The organism is Pseudomonas sp. Seg1 (assembly GCF_018326005.1).
Classification (GTDB): domain Bacteria; phylum Pseudomonadota; class Gammaproteobacteria; order Pseudomonadales; family Pseudomonadaceae; genus Aquipseudomonas.
In genome coordinates, this window is the sequence record NZ_AP021903.1 from 250,118 (window position 1) to 268,411 (window position 18,294).

Genomic DNA, 18,294 nt, shown 5'->3' on the forward strand with positions numbered 1-18,294 from the left:
TCAGTGTCATTCAAAGGATTTGTGAACGACATTGAACCTTGTGAGAGCTGGCTTGCCAGCGATAGCGATATCTCAGGCAACCTCAATCCGGCTGAAACGGCGAAGCACTCAAAATCACCCCGGTCTCCTCGACATACTGCTGCCAGTGCCCGATCAAAGTGCTGAGCCTGTCAGGCTGACTCAACGCCAGATCATGAATCTCCCCCGGATCACTGGCCAGATCATAAAGCTGCCAGGTCGCCGGCCCCACCGGCCCGGGGATCCACACCGCTTTCCACGAGCCCTGGCGAATCGCCCGGCGCCCGAACAACTCCCAACCCGTCACTGTGTGCTCGTCATGCACCTGCGCCGTCTCGCCGGACAAAAAGCCCAGCCACGATTTACCGCGCAACGGCGCCACCGGTTTGCCGTGCCACTGCTTGCCCGGATGACGCACGCCGGCCAGATCAAGAATTGTCGGGGTGATGTCCATCACCGTGCCGAAACCGTGACTGATCTGCCCTTTGAGCGAGAGTTGCGGATAGTGCAGCAGCGCCGGCACGCGAATGCCGCCTTCGGTGGTGAACGCCTTGAACAACCGCGATGGCGCTGTCGCCACCTGCGCCCAGTTCGGCCCGTACCAGACGTAGGAGTTGGCCCGGCCGATGTTGTCGAGGCTGTTGTCGTAGTGCTGGCTCAGATACGCCACCAGCTCCGGACCAAATTTCGGGAACGCTTCAAGCAGCGCGCCCTCGGCTCCGTTGTCGGACATGAACAGGATGAAGGTGTTATCCAGTTGGCCTTGCTGGCGCAAGTAATCGACGACCCGACCGATGTTCCAGTCCATGCGCTCGACCATCGCTGCGTAGACTTCCATCGCCCGCGCGGAAATCTGCTTTTGCTCAGGGCTCAGTGCATCCCATTGCGCGGTCAGCTGGACCAGCGGGTGGGGTTCGACGTCCGCTTCGATCAGCCCCAGTGCCTTGAGTTTTTCCAGTCGTTCGAGGCGCAAGACTTCCGGGCCTGCATCGTAGCGGCCACGGTATTTTTCAACGATGTCGGCCGGTGCCTGCAACGGCCAGTGCGGTGCGGAAAACGGCAGATAAGCGAAGAACGGCCGGGTCTGGTCGCGCTCCTTCAGGTACTGCAGCAGCTTGTCGCCGAAGGCGTCGGACGAGTAGAAATCCTTGGGCAATTCGTCGATGAACGTGTCGTCCTCGATGTACAGCGCCGGCGTGGATTTCAGCAGGCCGGGGGTTTGCTCATCGTAAGTCGGCTCGAAACCGTAATGGTTGGCCGCGCCTGGCAGCAGCGAGAACGAGCGCTCGAAACCCCGCGCATGGGGCGCCAGTTCGGCGGTCAGGCCGAGGTGCCATTTGCCGCTCATCAACGTCTGATAACCGGCCTCGCGCAGCAGCTCGGGGAGAGCGACGACGCGGTCATTCAGATAACCCTCGTAACCCGGTTTGCCGATCAGCTCCGGCGTCAGCGTTTCGGCCATGGTGCCGATGCCGGCAATGTGATGATCGGTGCCGGTCAGCAGCATCGAGCGGGTCGGCGAGCACGTCGGTGCGGTGTGGAAATCGGTCAGGCGCAGGCCGTTGCTGGCCAGTGCATCGAGGTGCGGCGTGGCGATTTCGCCGCCGAAGGCACCGATGTCGGAGAAGCCGAGATCGTCGGCCAGGATCACCAGAAAATTGGGGCGTTGCGGCATCGAAAGCTCCTCTCAGCAGGCAATGAACGACAGCGGCAGATCGCGGATCTGCACCGGTACGCTCGGTTGGTAATGGTCGTCACTGGTCAGTTCGTGCAGCAGTTCTTCACGCAACTGATGGAAGTCGAAACTGCTGCGCTGACGCGGATGCGCCAGGGCAATGTCGACCACTTGCTTGATGCGCCCCGGACGCGGCTCCATCACCACCACGCGGTCGGCCAGAAAAATCGCTTCTTCGACATCGTGGGTGACAAGGATCGTGGTGATTTTCGCGCGGGCACGGATCGCCAACAGCTCGTCCTGCATCTGCTGACGGGTCAGCGCATCGAGCGCACCGAAAGGCTCGTCGAGCAGCAGAATCCGCGGGCTGGCGACCAGGCCGCGAGCGATTGCCACCCGTTGCGCCATGCCGCCGGAGAGCTGGTGAGGATAGGCGCGGGTGAAATCGCGCAGGCCGACCAGATCAATGAAGTCGTTGATGCGTCGTTGCTTGTCTGCGGCGCTCAGCGGCTCATTGACCAGGCCGAGGCCGATGTTGTCGGCCACGGTCAGCCATGGAAACAAGCGGTGCTCCTGAAAGACGATGCCGCGTTCGCCACCGATGCCGCTGACGGCTTTGCCATCCACGCGGATCTGCCCGCGAAACTGCGTATCGAGGCCTACCAGCAAGCGCAACAGCGTGGATTTACCACAGCCGCTGGAGCCGACAATGGCGACGAATTCACCCTCGGCGATGTCCAGGTTGAATTCGCGAATCGCCTCCAGTTCGAAACCGTCGACGTCGAAGGATTTGCCTACGTGGTTGAAGCTGACAATCGGTGCGTTCATGCGTGTCTCCAGCGGGTGGCGCGGATTTCCAGGCGTTGGCCAATAAGGTTGAGCAGGGCGCCGGTCAGGCCGACGAGGAGCATGCCGGCCATGATCAGGTCCATGCGCAGCAGTTGCTGGGCGCCGATCATCTGGCTGCCGATGCCGCCGTTGGACGGCATGAAATATTCGGCGCCGATGGTGCCGAGCCAGGCGTAGATCAGGCTCAGGCGAAGCCCGGCGAAGATCCCCGGTGCGGCACCCGGCAGCACCAGTCGGCGCAAGCGCTGGCCGAGGCTCAGGCGCAGCACTTGCGCGGCTTCGTTGAGTTGCGGCGAGAGGTTGGCGACGCTGCGCTGCGTGGCGATAAACAGTGGAAAGAACGCGGCGAGGGCGACGAATACCCACTTGGCCAATTCGCCCAGACCGAACCACGCGGTGAGCAGCGGCACCCAGGCGAAAATCGCGATCTGCCGGATAGCGGCAAGCGTCGGGCCGAGCAGGCGTTCGCTGAGGTGCGACAGCCCCAACAGCAGGCCGAGGGCGAAGCCAATTCCGCCGCCCAGCAGCAAACCACCAAGGGTGCGCCCAAGGCTCAGGGCCATGCCGGTGATCAGCGTTCCGTCGAGCAAGCCGTCCCACGTGGTGTTGAGCACGGCCAGCGGGCTCACCAGAATATTGGCGTCGACCCACTGCTGATCGTTTGCTACTTGCCACAGCGCCAACAAGCCCAGCGGCAGCAGCCACGGTTGCAGCCGTTGCCAGCCTTCATAGCGCGGGCCTCGGCGGATTTCCGCAGTGGCCGGGTGCGGCCAGTGCACCAGTTTTTTATCCAGCAGCCCGATGCCGCGATCCATCGTGACGCCGATCAGACCGATGACCACGATGCAGACGAAAACGATGTCGAGCATGAACAGCTGCCGTGCCCAGACCATCAGGTAACCGATGCCTTCGCTGGAGGCGAGCAGTTCGACGGCCAGCAGCGACGTCCAGCCGGCGGCCAGCGCCAGACGTACACCGGCCATGAATGCGGGGAGGGCGGCAGGCAACACCAGACGACGAATCAGCAAATGCGACGGCAGGCGCAGTACGGCGGCTGCTTCACGCAGTTTCGGTTGCGCATCGCGTACGCCAACCAGTGTGTGCAAAGTCACCGGAACCACAATGGCTTTGATCAGCACCACCAGTTTCAACACTTCGCCGATACCGAAAAACACCATGAACAGCGGAATCCACGCCAGCGTCGGTACTTGCGCGAGGCCGGCGAAGGTCGGGAAGATCAAGCGTTCGAGGCGGCGACTGAAACCCAGTGCCGCCCCCAGAATCGCCCCGGCGCTGATCCCTGCCAGTAATCCCCAGAACAACCGTTGCAGGCTGATCCACAAGTGGCTCCACAACTCGCCCTGAGACAGTTCGACTGCGCTGTTCCACACCAGTGACGGCGCCGGCAGGATTTGTTCGCTCATCCAATGATTGCGCGCGGCCAGCCACCACAGGGTGAAGAGGCTGAGTGGCAGCAGCCAGGGAAGTACACGTTGGGTCAGGCTTGGCCATGAGCGCTGACGCTTGAGCGGCGGAGCCGCCAGCGGCAGGTTGAGCAAGGATTCACGGGCCATGGGTGACCTCCGTTGTCGGGTTGGATCGATCAAGATCAAAAGATCGCAGCCTTCGGCAGCTCCCACAGGGGGACGCGTCCGTGAATTCACCCCTGTAGGAGCTGCCGAAGGCTGCGATCTTTAGCGGTATTAGCTTAAAACTAACGGTTATATATAATACGTTTATTGATCTATTTGGAGATAAGCCACGCCATTTAAGGCTTCTGGCCCATACGCATCCAATGCATTCGAAGAATATTTTCGATGCTGTTAATGCATACGCCGCTGCAAGCCCTATAACTGCTTGCTTAGCTCTAAAAGATATAAAAATGTGAATTTATAGTATTTAAGCGCAGGTGCTCCTTCGGCCTACTTTCGGCTCCTCAACGCCCGTCGTGATCAGGAGCTGCACCCATGAACCTTCCCTTCAAACGCGTTTTCAGTCTGTTCGCCGCCCCGGCTCTGGCGGGCCTGTTGGCCTTCACCGCGCATGCCGACGAACTCAAGGAAATTCGCATCGCCGTGCCCGACCTGAGCGCCGGCACCCAGCACAGCGGCGGTGGCGTGGTCGACGTATTGCGCGATCAGCAGATCTTCGAAAAGGCCTTCGCCGAACAGGGCATCAAGGTTCAGTGGAGTTTCTTCAAAGGGGCCGGGCCGGTGATCAACGAGGCGTTCGCCAATGGTCAGGTCGATCTGGCGTATCTGGGTGATCTGGCGGCGATCATCGGCAAGTCCAACGGCCTCGATACGCGGCTGCTCAGCGCCAGTGCCCGCGGGGTGAAGCAGTACCTGGGCGTCGTGCCGGGCTCGGGGATCAAGACTTTGCAGGACCTCAAAGGCAAGCGCGTGGCGATCTTTCGCGGCACCGCGACGCAGCTGTCGTTCGATGCGGCGTTGGCCAGCCAGGGCTTGAGCGAGAAGGATCTGAAGGTGATCAACCTCGACTTCACCGGCGCGACTGCCGCACTGGCGGCCAGGCAGATCGATGCGTCGTGGGGTAGCTCCGGCCTGGCCGCTTTGCAGACCAAGGGCCTGGCTGAATTGCCGCTGAACACCAAGGATCTGGGCGGTGCTGGCAGCGTGCAGTCGGTTTTGGTGGGCAGTGGCAAGTTTGTCGATGCGCATCCGGAGGCCGTGAGCAAACTGCTCAAGGCACAAGAGCAGGCCGTGGAATGGCTGACCCAGGACAGCAACAAGGCTGCGTACGTGCAGTTGGTCTCGGGACTGGCGAGTTATCCACCGGTGATCCTCACCGAGGATCTGAAAGATCAGAAGTTGAGCGAGATATTCCCATCGACGCTGGATCCGGTGTTCCTTGGCAGTTTGCAGGACAAGGTGGATCTGGCGGCGCAGCAGAAGCTGATTCGCAAGCCGTTCAAGGTGAACGATTGGGTGGCGCCTGAGCTGGCAGCGGCCAAGCTCTAACGTACGCTGATCGTTCCCACGCTCTGCGTGGGAACGCATCAATGGACGCTCTGCGTCCGCTTTGGGACGCGGAGCATCCCGGGCTGCATTCCCACGCAGAGCGTGGGAACGATCGCTTCAAACAGCGACGCTGATCTCTTGCTTATCCACCGCCACCAGCGTCTCGATCATCGCTCTTGCTGCCGGCGACAAGCGAAACCCGGTGCGACTGACAATCCCGCAGCGCGCATTCATGCTTTCGAGGTTCTGCGGCAGATTGCGCCAGTGCAACAACGCCAGCGAACCCTGGGCAATGTCCTCGTAAAACGCCTCTTCCGTGCCGATGCCAATGGCATTCGATTGCAGCACTACCTTCACCAGTGCCGGAAAATGCTCGGTCTCGATAGTCGGTGAGAAATCGATCCGGCCACTGAGGTTCGCCAGCAGTTTGCGGATACCCGGCGGGATCAATGTGGTCGCCAGCGGGTAATCGAACATGTCGTTGGTCGACAGGCTTTCCTTGGCCAGCAACGGGTGCCCCGGCCGGCAGAAAAACACCCCGCGCTTGGGCGTCAGCGGTTGGGTCTGGAAGTTCGGGTCCGATTCGAAATGACGGATGTCGGCAATGAAAAATTCGATCTCTTCGCGACTCAGCGCACGGCTGAGTTTTTCCCAGTTATCCACCTGAAAGCAGGTGCGCACTTTCGGGTGCGCATTGATGAATTGCGCCACCGCGTCAGGCACCAGTTTCACCGCCGGCGCCGGACCACAACCGAAGTGCACCTCGCCGGCATCGAGCTTGGTCATCTGTGTCACTTCCGCGCTGAGCAGCGCCGCGCCCTGCACCAGGCTGAGCGCGTGTTGCAGCACCACCTGGCCTTCGGGCGTGGGGCGCAGATCCTTGTTGCCGCGATCCACCAGCACGCAACCGAACTCTTGCTCCAGCCCTTGAATGCTGCGGCTGAACGCCGGTTGGGTGATGCCCATCGCGTCCGCCGCACGGACAAAACTGCGGTGTTCGTTGAGGGCGATGAAATAGCGCAACTGGCGAAGATCCATATGCTTTTCCGGCATCCTAAAAATAGCTCGAAGGCATTTGCGACGAGGGTTGCTAGAGGTTTTAAATGCAAGCTCTTATTCCGTCAACGAAGCATGTGAATATCTATTAGATGTAAATGGAATATAGATAGAGCGATGTTTCGCTGCCGTCCAACCGTAAGCAGTCGATGAGGGTCTACCCATGAGCAATGCCGCACTCGCTGTAAAACCCGCTGTCCACGCGCTGGAAATTCATCCGGTGGCCGGCCGAATCGGCGCCGAGATCCGTGGCGTGCACCTGTCCGGTGAGCTGGACGCCGCCACGGTCGAAGCCATTCAACAGGCACTGATTCAGTACAAAGTCGTGTTCTTCCGTGAGCAAACCCAGCTCGACGATCAGCGTCAGGAAGCCTTCGCCCATCTGCTTGGCGAGCCAGTGGCGCACCCGACCGTACCGGTGCGTGACGGCACCCGTTATCTGCTGGAACTGGACGGTGCCGAAGGCCAGCGCGCCAACTCCTGGCACACCGACGTGACCTTCGTCGACGCCTACCCGAAAGCCTCGATCCTGCGCTCGGTGGTGGCGCCGGCCTTCGGTGGCGACACCCTGTGGGCCAACACCGCGACCGCCTACAACGAACTGCCGACCGAGCTGCGTGAACTGGCAGACAAATTGGTCGCCGTGCACAGCAACGAATACGACTATGCCGGCGCCAAGCCTGACGTCTCGGCTGAGAAGCTTGAGCGCTATCGCAAGATCTTCACTTCGACCGTTTACGAAACCGAGCATCCTGTAGTGCGCGTACACCCGATCAGTGGTGAGAAGAGCTTGTTGCTGGGGCACTTCGTCAAGCGCATCAAGGGTTACTCGCAAGCGGATTCGGCGCACCTGTTCGGGTTGCTGCAGAGCCATGTGATTCGTCAGGAAAACACCGTGCGCTGGCGCTGGAAGGCCGGTGATGTGGCGATCTGGGATAACCGTTCGACGCAGCATTACGCGATTGATGACTACGGCACGCAGGATCGGATCGTGCGCCGGGTGACGCTTAAAGGTGAGGTGCCGGTGGGGGCGTCAGGGCAGCGCAGCCAGATCATCAAAGGCCCTGATATTGGCGGCGTCTGATCTGGCCCCATCGCTGGCAAGCCAGCTCCCACAGTGGAAAGTGTTGAACACAATGGATGTGTAAAACACAAATCCTGTGGGAGCTGGCTTGCCAGCGATGCTTTTAACTACCACACACCGATTTGAACGACCTTCTCGGCTTCCGGCTCTCCATAACGAAAGCGCTGCCCCCGTAAATCAATCTCCTGATGACTGATCGTGGTCCGCCGTTTCAACCCGCGCACCCACTCGAACAAATGCCCCGCATGCTCCTCGCGCACCGCCGCATACGCCGGGTCATCACCCAGATCACGCAACTCCTGCGGATCATTCAACAGATCAAACAGCTGCGGCCGGAAGCCGTCATACGCCAGGTATTTCCAGCGTTCGCTGCGCACCATGGTCATGCGGCAACGGTCGATCGATTGTCCGAGTCGCTCCCGTGCCGGAGCCTGGAAGGCGTAGTCGTATTCGCTGATCGCATAGCGGCGCCAGTCTGGGTTTTTACCGTGCAGAAGCGGGATCAACGAACGCCCTTCAAGCCGATGTTCTGCCCCCGGCAAACCCAGTGCCTGAAGAAACGTCGGCAGCGCATCGATGGTTTCGGCTAACCGATCATCCACCGTTCCCCGAGTGACATCCGCCGCCGCCCGAGGGTCGCGCACGATCAGTGGCACGCCCACCGCCTGCTCCAGCAAAAACTCCTTCTCGCCCAGCCAGTGATCGCCGAGGAAGTCGCCGTGATCGCTGGTGAACACGATCAACGTGTCATCCCAGCGGCCATTGCTCTGCAGAAAATCGAAAAGTCGCCCCAACTGATCATCCACTTGCTTGATCAGGCCCATGTAGGTCGGGATTACATTCAATCGTACTGAATCGCGGGAAAAGTTGAGGCTTTCCTCATGCTGGCGAAAGGCAGTGTATACGGGGTGTTTGCTGGCTTCGGAGGGCGTCGCGCGGACCGGTTCGAGAATCGATTTCGTACTGTACAAGGCGTGGTATGGCGCCGGTACGATGTAGGGCCAGTGCGGTTTGATATACGAAAGGTGTAAACACCAGGATTTCTCACCTTGCTCGGTGATGAAGTCGATGGCTCGATTTGTAGTGTAGACAGTCTCTGAGTGTTGCTCGGGAATTCGTGCTGGCAAATGCGCATGACGCATTTGCCAGCCACTGAGGATTTCACCGTGCTCGCCTTCGGCAGCGTTGGCCCAGTCGTGCCAGGGGTTGCGGCCGACGAAACCGTGTTCGCGCAGGTAATGGGTGTAAGGCGCTGATTCGCGTTTGTCGTCGAACAGCGGGTCGTCGGGGAAGATGCCGTCGTGACGGAAGTAGGGTTCGAAGCCGACCTCGTTGAGCACTTCGGCCTGCTCGCTGTCCGGGTTGATGGCCAGACGCTGCAAGGCATCGACATTCGCCGTGGCGTGGGTCTTGCCGACCAGCGCGGTACGAATGCCGTGAGGGCGCAGGTAATCACCGATGGTCAGTTCTTCCAGCGGCAACGGCACCGCGTTCCATGCCACTTGATGGCTGCTGACGTAGCGTCCGGTGTAGGCCGACATCCGTGACGGTCCGCAGATCGTGCCTTGGGTGTAAGCGCGGCTGAAACGCACACCGGCTGCCGCCAGGCGATCGATGTTCGGCGTGTGCAAATGGGGGTGGCCGTAGCAGGACAGGTAATCGCGGCGCAGTTGATCGCACATGATGTACAGCACGTTGCGCACGGGTTGTTCAGGATGGGACATGGGGTTCACCGGTCAGAGAGACAGGCGAGGGTTTTCGCTTTCGATGGGGGTGTTCGGCAAGTGCATTTGGGGAATGGGTTTTATGCAGTCAGTGCATGGGTGGCTGTGCTGACGCCATCGCTGGCAAGCCAGCTCCCACAAGTCCCGGTTGAACACATTATTTCTGCCAGACGCACATCCTGTGGGAGCTGGCTTGCCAGCGATAGCGGTTGATCAAACAGCGAAGTTCTCCAGCGAACAGACCTCCTCATCCACCGCATCAATCTCTTTGATCTGCTCAATCATCGCCTCAGCCAACGGCGACAACCGATACCCCGCCCGACTGACAATCCCGTAGCGGGTGTACAACTCCTCCAGATCGTCCGCCAACCCTTCGATCTTCAAACACAGCAGATCACCCTTGGCCTGATGCAACGCATCGGAATAAGCGCCGACGATCCCGATCGCATCCGAACGCAGCACCACACTCAACAGGCTGGAACTGTTTTCACACTCCACATTCGGCGTGAAATCCGGGCGACCGCTGAGGTCGACGATGACTTTGCGCAGGTTCGGCGGACGAATGCTCACCGCCAGCGGATAGCTCATCAGTTGTTCGGCGGTAACCCGCTCAAAACCTGCCAGTGGATGCCCCGCACGGCAGCAGAAATGCCATTTGCGCGGGCGTAACCGGTACGTCAGGTAATCCGGATCGGCTTCAAAGTGTCGGGTGTCGGCGACAAAGAATTCGAACTCTTCGCTGAGCAGGCGCTTGCTCAGACTCTGCCAGTCATCGACCTGGAACTGCACCCGCGCTTTTGGATATCGGCCAATGAAGCTGCCGATGGCACGCGGAATCAATCCCGCTGCCGGCGCGGGGCCGCAACCGAAGCGCAATTCTCCCGCCTCCAGGCCATTGAACTGGCTGATCTCGTTGGCCATTTGCTGCGCACCGCTGACCAGCCGCCGCGCATGTTCGAGCAGCACCTGGCCTTGCTTGGTCGGCGGCAATTCCTTGCGCCCGCGATCAACCAGCTGGCAGCCAACGCTGTGTTCCAGTGCCTGAATACTGCGACTGAACGCCGACTGCGACAGGTTCACCGCCTGCGCGCCGGCGACGAAGCTGCGTTGGTCAGCCAAGGCGATGAAGTGACGAAGTTGGCGCAAGTCGATATGCATTTTTCACATAAAAAATATCCGGGAAATGCATTGGATATGCATTACGTCGACTCCTTATAAAGGCAATCTCTTATGCAGTAAATATTTGTAAATCCATAAATAAATAACTTAAAAGAATATGCAGCGCTGACGATGTCTGTGTGTTTTTTGACCAGGAGCCGCGCCATGAGTCCGTTGAACCTCGCGTCACCCTTAACCCCACGACGGCTCAAACGCCTGCCTCTGGCCCTGTTGCTGGCAGGGAGCGCCAGCTGGACTCACAGCTACGCGGTTGAATCCGAATCCCCGGCGCCGGTGCCGGCCGGCAAGCCTGCGGCCAACAGTTCGCAACTGGAAACCGTGACGGTCACCACCCGCCGCCGCGAAGAAAGTTCGCAAGATGTGCCAACGCCAATGAGCGTGGTCAGCGGCCAGAATCTGGAGACGCAACGGGTCTACCGGATTCAGGATTTGCAGCAACTGGTGCCGAGCGTCAACGTCGCCTACATGCACGCCCGCCAGTCCAGCGTGTCGATTCGCGGCCTGGGCAACAACCCGGCCAGCGATGGTCTGGAAGGCAGCGTCGGCCTGTACATCGACAACGTCTACCTGGGGCGCCCGGGGATGGCGGTGTTCGATCTGATGGACATCGAACAGCTCGAAGTTTTGCGTGGCCCGCAGGGCACACTGTTCGGTAAAAACACCACCGCCGGGGTGATCAACATCAGCACCCGTGCGCCGACGTTTACACCTGAACGCAGCATTGAAACCTCGGTCGGCGAGGAAGGCTACTTCCAGACCAAGGGCACGATTTCCGGGCCGCTCAACGATCAACTCGCCGGGCGTTTTTCCGCCTATCGGACCCGCAGCGATGGCGACATCAAGAATGAATACGACGGCCATGATCTGAATGGCGGCTCGCGCGACGGCTTCCGTGCACAGTTGCTGTTCAAGCCCAACGAAGATTTCAACCTGCGCTGGATCGGCGATTACAACGAAGAGGATTCCAGCGCCGGCACCCGCGTGCTGTACAGCACCGGGCCGACCATCAATGGCGTCAATCTTTACCAGTCGCGAGCCAATGCCGCCGGCGCGACGCTGGTCAATGGCTCGCACCGTAAGGTCAATCTGGATAACGATCAGCACGTCACCGTGCATCAGGGCGGCACCTCGGTCGAAGCGAACTGGACGCTGCCGAGCGACTTCACCCTGACCTCGATCAGCTCCTACCGCTTCTGGAATTTCACCCCGCGCAACGACGACGGCCTCAACGTGCCGGCGAGCTATAACGCCGGGGTGTCGGTGGAAGACAAACAGTATTCACAGGAATTTCGCCTGGCCTCACCGAAGGGTGAGTTCTTCGATTACGTCGTAGGTGCGTACTACTTCGGCAACAATCTGGACAACAAATCCTTCGCCTATTACGGCCCGCAAGCGGATATCTGGAACGGCACGCCGGCCGGTGCGCTAGCCAACGTCACCAGTGTCGGTAACGGCCACATCAAGACCGACAGCTTTGCACTGTTCGCCCAAGGCACCTGGCACCTCACCGAGCGCCTGGACTTCACCGCCGGAGTGCGCGGCACCTATGAAGAAAAAAGCGCCTGGGTCACGCGTAATGCTCCGGTTGGCGGTGCGACTGTCGCCGGTGCTGCCGCAACGGCGCGGCGTGGTCGTGCCGGCGCTTACGACTCTGGCGACTTGAATCAATACAGCTCCAGTCCGTCCGGGCTGCTCAACCTCAGCTACCGGATCACCGACGATGTGCTCGGCTACGCAACGCTGTCCCACGGCGAGAAATCCGGCGGGGTCAACCTTGCGGTCGGCTCGGCTCCGGTGGCCGGCGCCGACTCTTTGTTGATCGGCACCGAGCGCGCCAACAACGCCGAGCTGGGTTTCAAAAGCACGCTGTGGGATCACCGTCTGCAACTCAACGCCAACGTGTTCTGGACCCAGGTCAACGCCTACCAGACCAACGCCTACGACGCCGAAAACCGCGTGCAGTACCTGACCAACGCCGGTTCCGTGCGCTCGCGCGGTGTCGAATTCGAGAGCACGGTGATCCCGCTGCGCGGCCTGACCCTGAACTTCAACGGCTCCTACAACGACGTCAGCTACCTCTCGTATAAAGATGCGCCATGCCCGCCGGAAGTCAGCCAGGCGCCAGGCGCTCCGGCCTCTTGCGATCTCAGCGGCCATCAAGTGGTCGGTGCCTCGAAATGGATCGGCAACGCCAACGGCGAATACAAATGGAATCTGGATAACGGCTTCGAACCCTACGTCACCGCCAGTTATGCGTTCCGCTCGAAAGCCGTCGGCACGGTCGAGGATTCCGACTACGGCCAGATCCCGAGCTATGCGGTGGTCAACTTTTCCACCGGCCTGCGCGGCGATTTCAATCAAGGCCAGTGGGACGTCTCGCTGTGGCTGAAAAACGCCTTCGACAAAACCTACTACACGACCCTGTGGACCGGCGGCAATGGCGGCTATGAAGGCCTGCTCGGCACACCGCGGACCCTCGGCGTCACTGGCCGTTACGACTTCTGATTGACCCTTCAAGGAGCTGCATCATGTTGCCCATCAAAAGCGCTTTACCGCTGTTGTTGTCCGGCGCGGTGTTGAGTAGCGGCGCCTTCGCCGCACCCAGCGTCTACCCCACGGGTGTTACCCGTTATGACCCGGACAAGGCGTTCAATCAGTACGTGATCTTCAGCGGCGCCGACAAGCAGACGCACCTGATCGACATGAACGGCAACGAGGTGAAAACCTGGCCACAGGCGGGTTTCCCCTCGGCGATCATCGACCCGCAATTGGTTGGCGGTGAGCGTGGACACGTGTTGCTGCAACTGAGCGACAAGGATCCGGGCAAGCTCGGTTCGGCCGGCAACGGCCTGGGCAACCAGAGCGTCGGCGAACTGGACTGGAATGGCAAAGTCGTCTGGCAGTGGGGCGACAACGCACCCGGTGGTGCGGCGCAACAGCATCATGATCAGCGCCGCTTGAGCAACGGCAACACCGTGGTGCTGGCCAACAAGGTACACAAGGTCAAAGGTTTCAAAGTGCCCGAGGTGATTGACGATGCAATCTACGAAGTCGGTGCCGATGGCGCGGTGAAATGGCAATGGCTGGCCTCCGAGCACCTCAACGAGTTTGGCTTCACGGCCGAGCAATTGAAACTGGTGCGCGCCAGTGACAATCCCGATTACCTGCACATCAACAACCTCAGTCTGGTCGGGCCGAACAAGTGGTTCGATGGCGGTGACAAACGCTTCAGTCCGGACAACCTGCTGATCGATTCACGCAACGCCAATTTCATCGCGATCATCGACAAGAACAGCGGCAAAGTGGTCTGGCGTCTGGGGCCGAACCTGCCGCTGATCAACCCGAAAACCGCACAGACGCTGCCGCGCCCGGTGGATCAGTTTGTCGGTCAGCATGACGCCCACATCATCCCGGCCGGATTGCCCGGTGCGGGTAATTTGCTGGTATTCGATAACCAGGGCTCGGCGGGTTATCCGAACGTGACGCTCGGGCTGATTTCCGGCTCGCGGGTGCTGGAAATCGACCCGCTGAAAAATGAGATTGTCTGGCAGTACAGCGCGGCCAATTCGAAGCAGCCGGGCTGGGCGTTTTACAGCTCATTTATCAGCAGCGCACGGCGCTTGCCCAACGGCAATACGCTGATCGACGAAGGTATGAACGGGCGGTTTTTCCAGGTCACAGCCAAGGGTGAGAACGTCTGGGAATACGTCAGTCCCTACCTCGGCAAAGCCCCGGGTAGTGACGCAATCAGCAACTGGGTCTATCGAGCGCTGCCTGTGAGTTATGACTGGGTGCCTGCCGGAACGCGGCGCTCCGAGACGGCCGTCATTGCGCCGGCCGTTGGCGTGCAGCAGACCAATGCCAGTCGTTAGTTGAAATGGAATTAATGCTCGACCGATTGGCGATAAGTTATGAGTAACTTGAACAGTGCTTATTGCAATTTCGTTTGTACGTGGCGTGGACAATATTTGAATGTCCAACCATTCTGACTGTCGTGAGTTTCCAGGAGGAAACTTGCTCTCATCGGAAGACACTTATCCCAACGATAAAGGAAGTCGAATTATGTCGAGCATTAATGGCACTTATGTAAACGCGAACGCTGGCGCCAAACTGACGATTACCGATGGCAACGATTCCAACGGCACCTTCAGCGGTACCTTCAGCCAGGGCGGCGTCAACTATGACGTCAGCTACGGGCATTACCATTTCCAGAACAGCACCGGACAACCCACCACCATTACGTTTGTCGGTCTGAATGGGAATAGCGGGTTTCAGGCGTGGTCATTGTTTTCTCCCGATCATAATTACGCGAGAGTTCGCGCAGCCGGTTCCCGTACTAACTTTGACGGTGAAGTCGTGACGCTGGCAGGGGAGTTCGTCAAGCAGTAACTCAGTTGAAATATATAAAAGCCGGTGTACGAAAGTGCATCGGCTTTTTTATTGCTGACGATAAATTCATCAACTATCGAATGTGTATTAATTGTCCTGCCAAACCCGGTCAGGCGAAATCGATGCGTTGCGTGAATACTTTCAATGCCTGAAAAGCATGCATTTTTTCACACATCGCTGCAGCCCTTGTGGCGCGTGGCTTTGCTGGAAATGATCAATTTACATATTCCATAAAAGCCTATGCATAACGTTAAAGATTACTTTCGGAGATAAGCGTCAAGCCCAATGATTCACCCAGCGATCTGCCGTGGGGGATTCAACAAACGGCAGCTCAGCCTTTTTGTAGAGAACGCAAAAAAGACCGCAGGGAGTGAATCAATGGGCAATGTCCAGACCGCCGCCAGCGCACAGGAATTGCTGTGGCGTCAGACGCCGAGTGGCGAATTGGTCGATCTCGGCCGACCGCATCGCGTGCCGTTGGGGCAGTTGCGTTTGCAGCGCGCGCCTAAAGGCATTCTGAGTCGCCGCGAGACGATTCTGCTCGGTGTGCTGGCGTTGGTGGTGCATGGCGTGGTGATCTACTGGATCAGCCAGAAGCCGACGCCGGTGTTGCCGATTGTGCCGCCGGAAATTCCACCGATGACCATCGAGTTTTCGCGCCCGGCACCACCCGCGCCACCGGTTGTCGAGCCACCACCGCCTGCGCCTGTGGTCGAGCCACCGCCGCCGGTAGAAGACGAACTGGCGGTAAAGCCACCACCGCCCAAACCTATTCCGAAACCCAAGCCGAAACCTGTGGCTAAACCGGTTCCGAAACCGGCGCCAAAAGCTGTTGAGCAACCACCGGCACCGCCCCAACCGGCAGCACCGGCCGCCGCCCCAGCTCCACCTGCACCACCCGCGCCGGCACCGGTGACACCGGCGTCAGCCAACGCCGCCTACCTGAAAAACCCCGCGCCGGAATATCCCTCGCTGGCTCAGCGTCGCGGCTGGGAAGGCACGGTGTTGTTGCGCGTGCATGTGCTGGCCAGCGGCAAACCGGGCGAGATTCAGATTCAGAAAAGCAGTGGCCGGCAACAACTCGACGACGCGGCGCTGAACGCCGTGAAGCGTTGGAGTTTTGTCCCGGCCAAGCAGGGTGATGTCGCCCAGGACGGCTGGGTCAGCGTGCCCATCGATTTCAAGATTCATTAAACCGAAACCAAATTCGCGCTAAACGTTTACACGAGGGAACACATCATGACGTTACTGGCATCTCCACTGGAATCCATCGAAAGCGCGGTGATCTGGCTGCTGGTGGTTTTTTCCGTCGCCACTTGGGGTCTGGCACTGCTCAAGGCTGTGCAGTTCGGCCGTCTGAGAGCACAGGATCGGCGCTTTCATAAACGCTTTTGGGCGGCGTCGAGTCTGGATTCCGCCGCCGAGTTGAGCGAAACCCAACCCGGCGCAGCAGCGCGGGTGGCACAGGCCGGTTACGCGGCGATTCAGGTCGGTGAGGCGCCGCAGACGAATGATTTGAGCCAGGCGATCAACCATCAGGATCGACTGGAACGTGCCTTGCGTCAGCAGATTGTCCGCGAACGGCGTTCGCTGGAGACCGGTCTGGCGGTGGTTGCGAGTATCGGTAGTACGTCGCCGTTCATTGGTCTGTTCGGCACGGTGTGGGGAATCATGGAAGCGTTGAAAGGCATCAGCGCGGCAGGCTCGGCGAGCCTGGAAACGGTGGCGGGTCCGATCGGTGCGGCACTGGTCGCGACCGGCGTGGGTATCGCCGTCGCGGTACCGGCAGTGCTGGTTTACAACTACTTTCTGCGGCGTTTGAAACTGACCGCCGCCGATCTGGATGACTTCGCCCACGACTTCTACAGCCTGGCGCAGAAGAGTGCGTTCCGCGTGCTGATCCACCCGACGGCGCACAAGGTTGCAGCGCAGGGCAACGCGGCAAAAGTGAAGGAGGCGTCCTGATATGGCCTTCTCCACGCAAGACAGTGATGAGGTGCTCAGCGAGATCAACGTGACGCCGCTGGTGGACGTGATGCTGGTGCTGCTGGTGGTGTTTATCGTCACCGCGCCGCTGCTGACCAACGCGATACCGATCAACCTGCCGAAGACCGAAGCGGTAGCGCCGGTCGAGCAAAAAGACCCGCTGGTGGTGAGTATCGATGGCGCCGGCAAGCTGTTTATAAACAAGGATGAGATTCAGCCGGACTTGCTCGAATTCAACCTCAAGTCGGCCAAGGCCAAGGACCCGGAAGTGCGCGTGCAATTGCAGGCGGATGACGGGGTGAACTACGGGGAAGTGGCGCGGGCCATGGCCTCGATCGAGCGGGCGGGGATTACCAAGTTGTCGGTGATCACTGCGCGTTAACAGAATTTACGTTTTTCCGGGGCCGTCTCCTTGGCAGGGTGCGGCCCTTTTTTTATTTCTGGCACGGAGAAAAGCCCCCACACCCTAGCCCTCCCGAAACGTCGGACCGCCCAGAGGGAGAGGGGACTGACCGCGTTGTTTGGCCGCTATACATCGACATGACAAATCCAGTCGAACTCAGCATTTGAAAGGCCAGGAGATCGGCTCCCTTTCCCCTCGCCCCCATGGGGGAGAGGGCTGGGGTGAGGGGGAAAAGATTTCAAGCCATGCACAAATCTCATATTCATTTCAGGTCTTAATAAATAGCTTCTTATTCCTTAACGAATATAAATCCCGTCCCTATACTCGCTCAGGAACAGACACGCAGGAGAGCTCCCCCATGCGCAACGAATCAATTCGCTACCTGATTGTGCCGGGCTGGCAAGGATCGCCAGAAGATCATTGGCAAAGCCACTGGCAGAACAGCCTGCCGAACAGCGCGCGGGTGGAACAGGCCGACTGGCTGACACCTCGCCGTGAAGACTGGGTCGCCGCGCTGGCGGAGGCGATTGCCGCCGACAGCACGCCGGTCATCCTCATCGCACACAGCCTTGGCTGCGTCACCGTTGCCCATTGGGCGGCGACTGCGCCGTTGCAATACCTGCGTCAGGTACGCGGTGCCTTGCTGGTCGCGCCAGCGGATGTCGAGCGCCCGACGTGCGCGCCGGCACTGCGCAATTTCGCACCGATTCCGACCGATCTGCTGCCATTCCCGAGCCAGGTGGTCAGCTCCGACAACGACGCCGCCGTCAGTGCCCCGCGTGCTTTGGAACTGGCGCGCAACTGGGGCGCAGAGGCCGGAATTCTGGCCGGCGCCGGACACATCAATGTGAAGTCCGGGCATCAGCGCTGGGAGCAGGGTTTTGCTTATCTCTATCGCCTGCAAAACCGTATGGAAGACCACGCACGCCGTCGCGCCTGATTTTTTATTT

At 59.6% G+C, this 18,294-nt stretch carries 15 protein-coding genes; 9 read left to right on the forward strand and 6 right to left on the reverse strand.

The features are described from left to right. Positions 1-82: 82 nt before the first annotated feature. The 3 genes from KI231_RS01055 to KI231_RS01065 are packed head-to-tail and all read right to left on the reverse strand — an operon-like array spanning position 83 to position 4,116. Positions 83-1,693: an arylsulfatase gene (locus KI231_RS01055; RefSeq protein ID WP_213027202.1), complete on the reverse strand. Its 1,611-nt coding sequence runs from the start codon at positions 1,691-1,693 to the stop codon at positions 83-85. Positions 1,694-1,705: 12 nt separating this feature from the next. Then, positions 1,706-2,521: an ABC transporter ATP-binding protein gene (locus KI231_RS01060; protein WP_213027203.1), complete on the reverse strand. Its 816-nt coding sequence runs from the start codon at positions 2,519-2,521 to the stop codon at positions 1,706-1,708. Next, positions 2,518-4,116, reverse strand: coding sequence for an ABC transporter permease (locus tag KI231_RS01065; RefSeq protein WP_213027204.1), 1,599 nt, complete (start codon positions 4,114-4,116; stop codon positions 2,518-2,520). The genes KI231_RS01060 and KI231_RS01065 overlap by 4 nt, the downstream gene beginning before the upstream one ends. A 393-nt stretch (positions 4,117-4,509) precedes the next feature. Between KI231_RS01065 and KI231_RS01070 the strand changes: the two genes are divergently transcribed. Next, positions 4,510-5,523, forward strand: coding sequence for an ABC transporter substrate-binding protein (locus KI231_RS01070; RefSeq protein WP_213027205.1), 1,014 nt, complete (start codon positions 4,510-4,512; stop codon positions 5,521-5,523). A 117-nt stretch (positions 5,524-5,640) separates the two neighbouring features. Here the strand turns inward: KI231_RS01070 and KI231_RS01075 are convergent, their stop codons facing one another. Beyond that, positions 5,641-6,561 (reverse strand): LysR family transcriptional regulator, encoded by a 921-nt coding sequence (locus KI231_RS01075; protein WP_042557094.1) that lies wholly within the window; start codon positions 6,559-6,561, stop codon positions 5,641-5,643. 181 nt (positions 6,562-6,742) lie between these two features. Here KI231_RS01075 and KI231_RS01080 point away from each other — a divergent pair, with 181 nt between their 5' ends. Continuing rightward, a complete protein-coding gene (locus KI231_RS01080) occupies positions 6,743-7,663 on the forward strand; it encodes a TauD/TfdA dioxygenase family protein (protein ID WP_213027206.1) in 921 nt (306 codons plus the stop codon). A gap of 107 nt (positions 7,664-7,770) precedes the next feature. Here the strand turns inward: KI231_RS01080 and KI231_RS01085 are convergent, their stop codons facing one another. Together KI231_RS01085 and KI231_RS01090 are read right to left on the reverse strand one after the other, a co-directional pair. Beyond that, on the reverse strand, positions 7,771-9,387 hold the full coding sequence (locus KI231_RS01085; RefSeq protein WP_213027207.1) for an alkaline phosphatase family protein: 1,617 nt from the start codon (positions 9,385-9,387) through the stop codon (positions 7,771-7,773). Positions 9,388-9,600: 213 nt separating this feature from the next. Next, positions 9,601-10,545 (reverse strand): LysR family transcriptional regulator, encoded by a 945-nt coding sequence (locus KI231_RS01090; protein WP_213027208.1) that lies wholly within the window; start codon positions 10,543-10,545, stop codon positions 9,601-9,603. A gap of 165 nt (positions 10,546-10,710) precedes the next feature. On the opposite strand from KI231_RS01090, the gene KI231_RS01095 reads away from it, so the two are divergent. The 7 genes from KI231_RS01095 (at position 10,711) to KI231_RS01125 (ending at position 18,284) form a co-directional block, all read left to right on the forward strand. After that, positions 10,711-13,071: a TonB-dependent receptor gene (locus tag KI231_RS01095; protein ID WP_213027209.1), complete on the forward strand. Its 2,361-nt coding sequence runs from the start codon at positions 10,711-10,713 to the stop codon at positions 13,069-13,071. A gap of 23 nt (positions 13,072-13,094) precedes the next feature. After that, positions 13,095-14,438, forward strand: coding sequence for an aryl-sulfate sulfotransferase (locus KI231_RS01100; RefSeq protein WP_213027210.1), 1,344 nt, complete (start codon positions 13,095-13,097; stop codon positions 14,436-14,438). 190 nt (positions 14,439-14,628) lie between these two features. Further along, positions 14,629-14,955 carry a hypothetical protein gene (locus tag KI231_RS01105; protein ID WP_042557100.1) on the forward strand — a complete coding sequence of 109 codons (327 nt, stop codon included), beginning with the start codon at positions 14,629-14,631 and terminating at the stop codon, positions 14,953-14,955. A gap of 378 nt (positions 14,956-15,333) precedes the next feature. Next, positions 15,334-16,149 carry an energy transducer TonB gene (locus KI231_RS01110; protein ID WP_103306447.1) on the forward strand — a complete coding sequence of 272 codons (816 nt, stop codon included), beginning with the start codon at positions 15,334-15,336 and terminating at the stop codon, positions 16,147-16,149. Positions 16,150-16,194: 45 nt separating this feature from the next. After that, positions 16,195-16,920 carry a MotA/TolQ/ExbB proton channel family protein gene (locus tag KI231_RS01115; protein ID WP_213027211.1) on the forward strand — a complete coding sequence of 242 codons (726 nt, stop codon included), beginning with the start codon at positions 16,195-16,197 and terminating at the stop codon, positions 16,918-16,920. A gap of 1 nt (position 16,921) precedes the next feature. Beyond that, a complete protein-coding gene (locus KI231_RS01120) occupies positions 16,922-17,323 on the forward strand; it encodes an ExbD/TolR family protein (RefSeq protein WP_003220570.1) in 402 nt (133 codons plus the stop codon). A 379-nt stretch (positions 17,324-17,702) separates the two neighbouring features. After that, on the forward strand, positions 17,703-18,284 hold the full coding sequence (locus tag KI231_RS01125; RefSeq protein ID WP_042557103.1) for an alpha/beta hydrolase: 582 nt from the start codon (positions 17,703-17,705) through the stop codon (positions 18,282-18,284). Positions 18,285-18,294 lie beyond the last annotated feature (10 nt).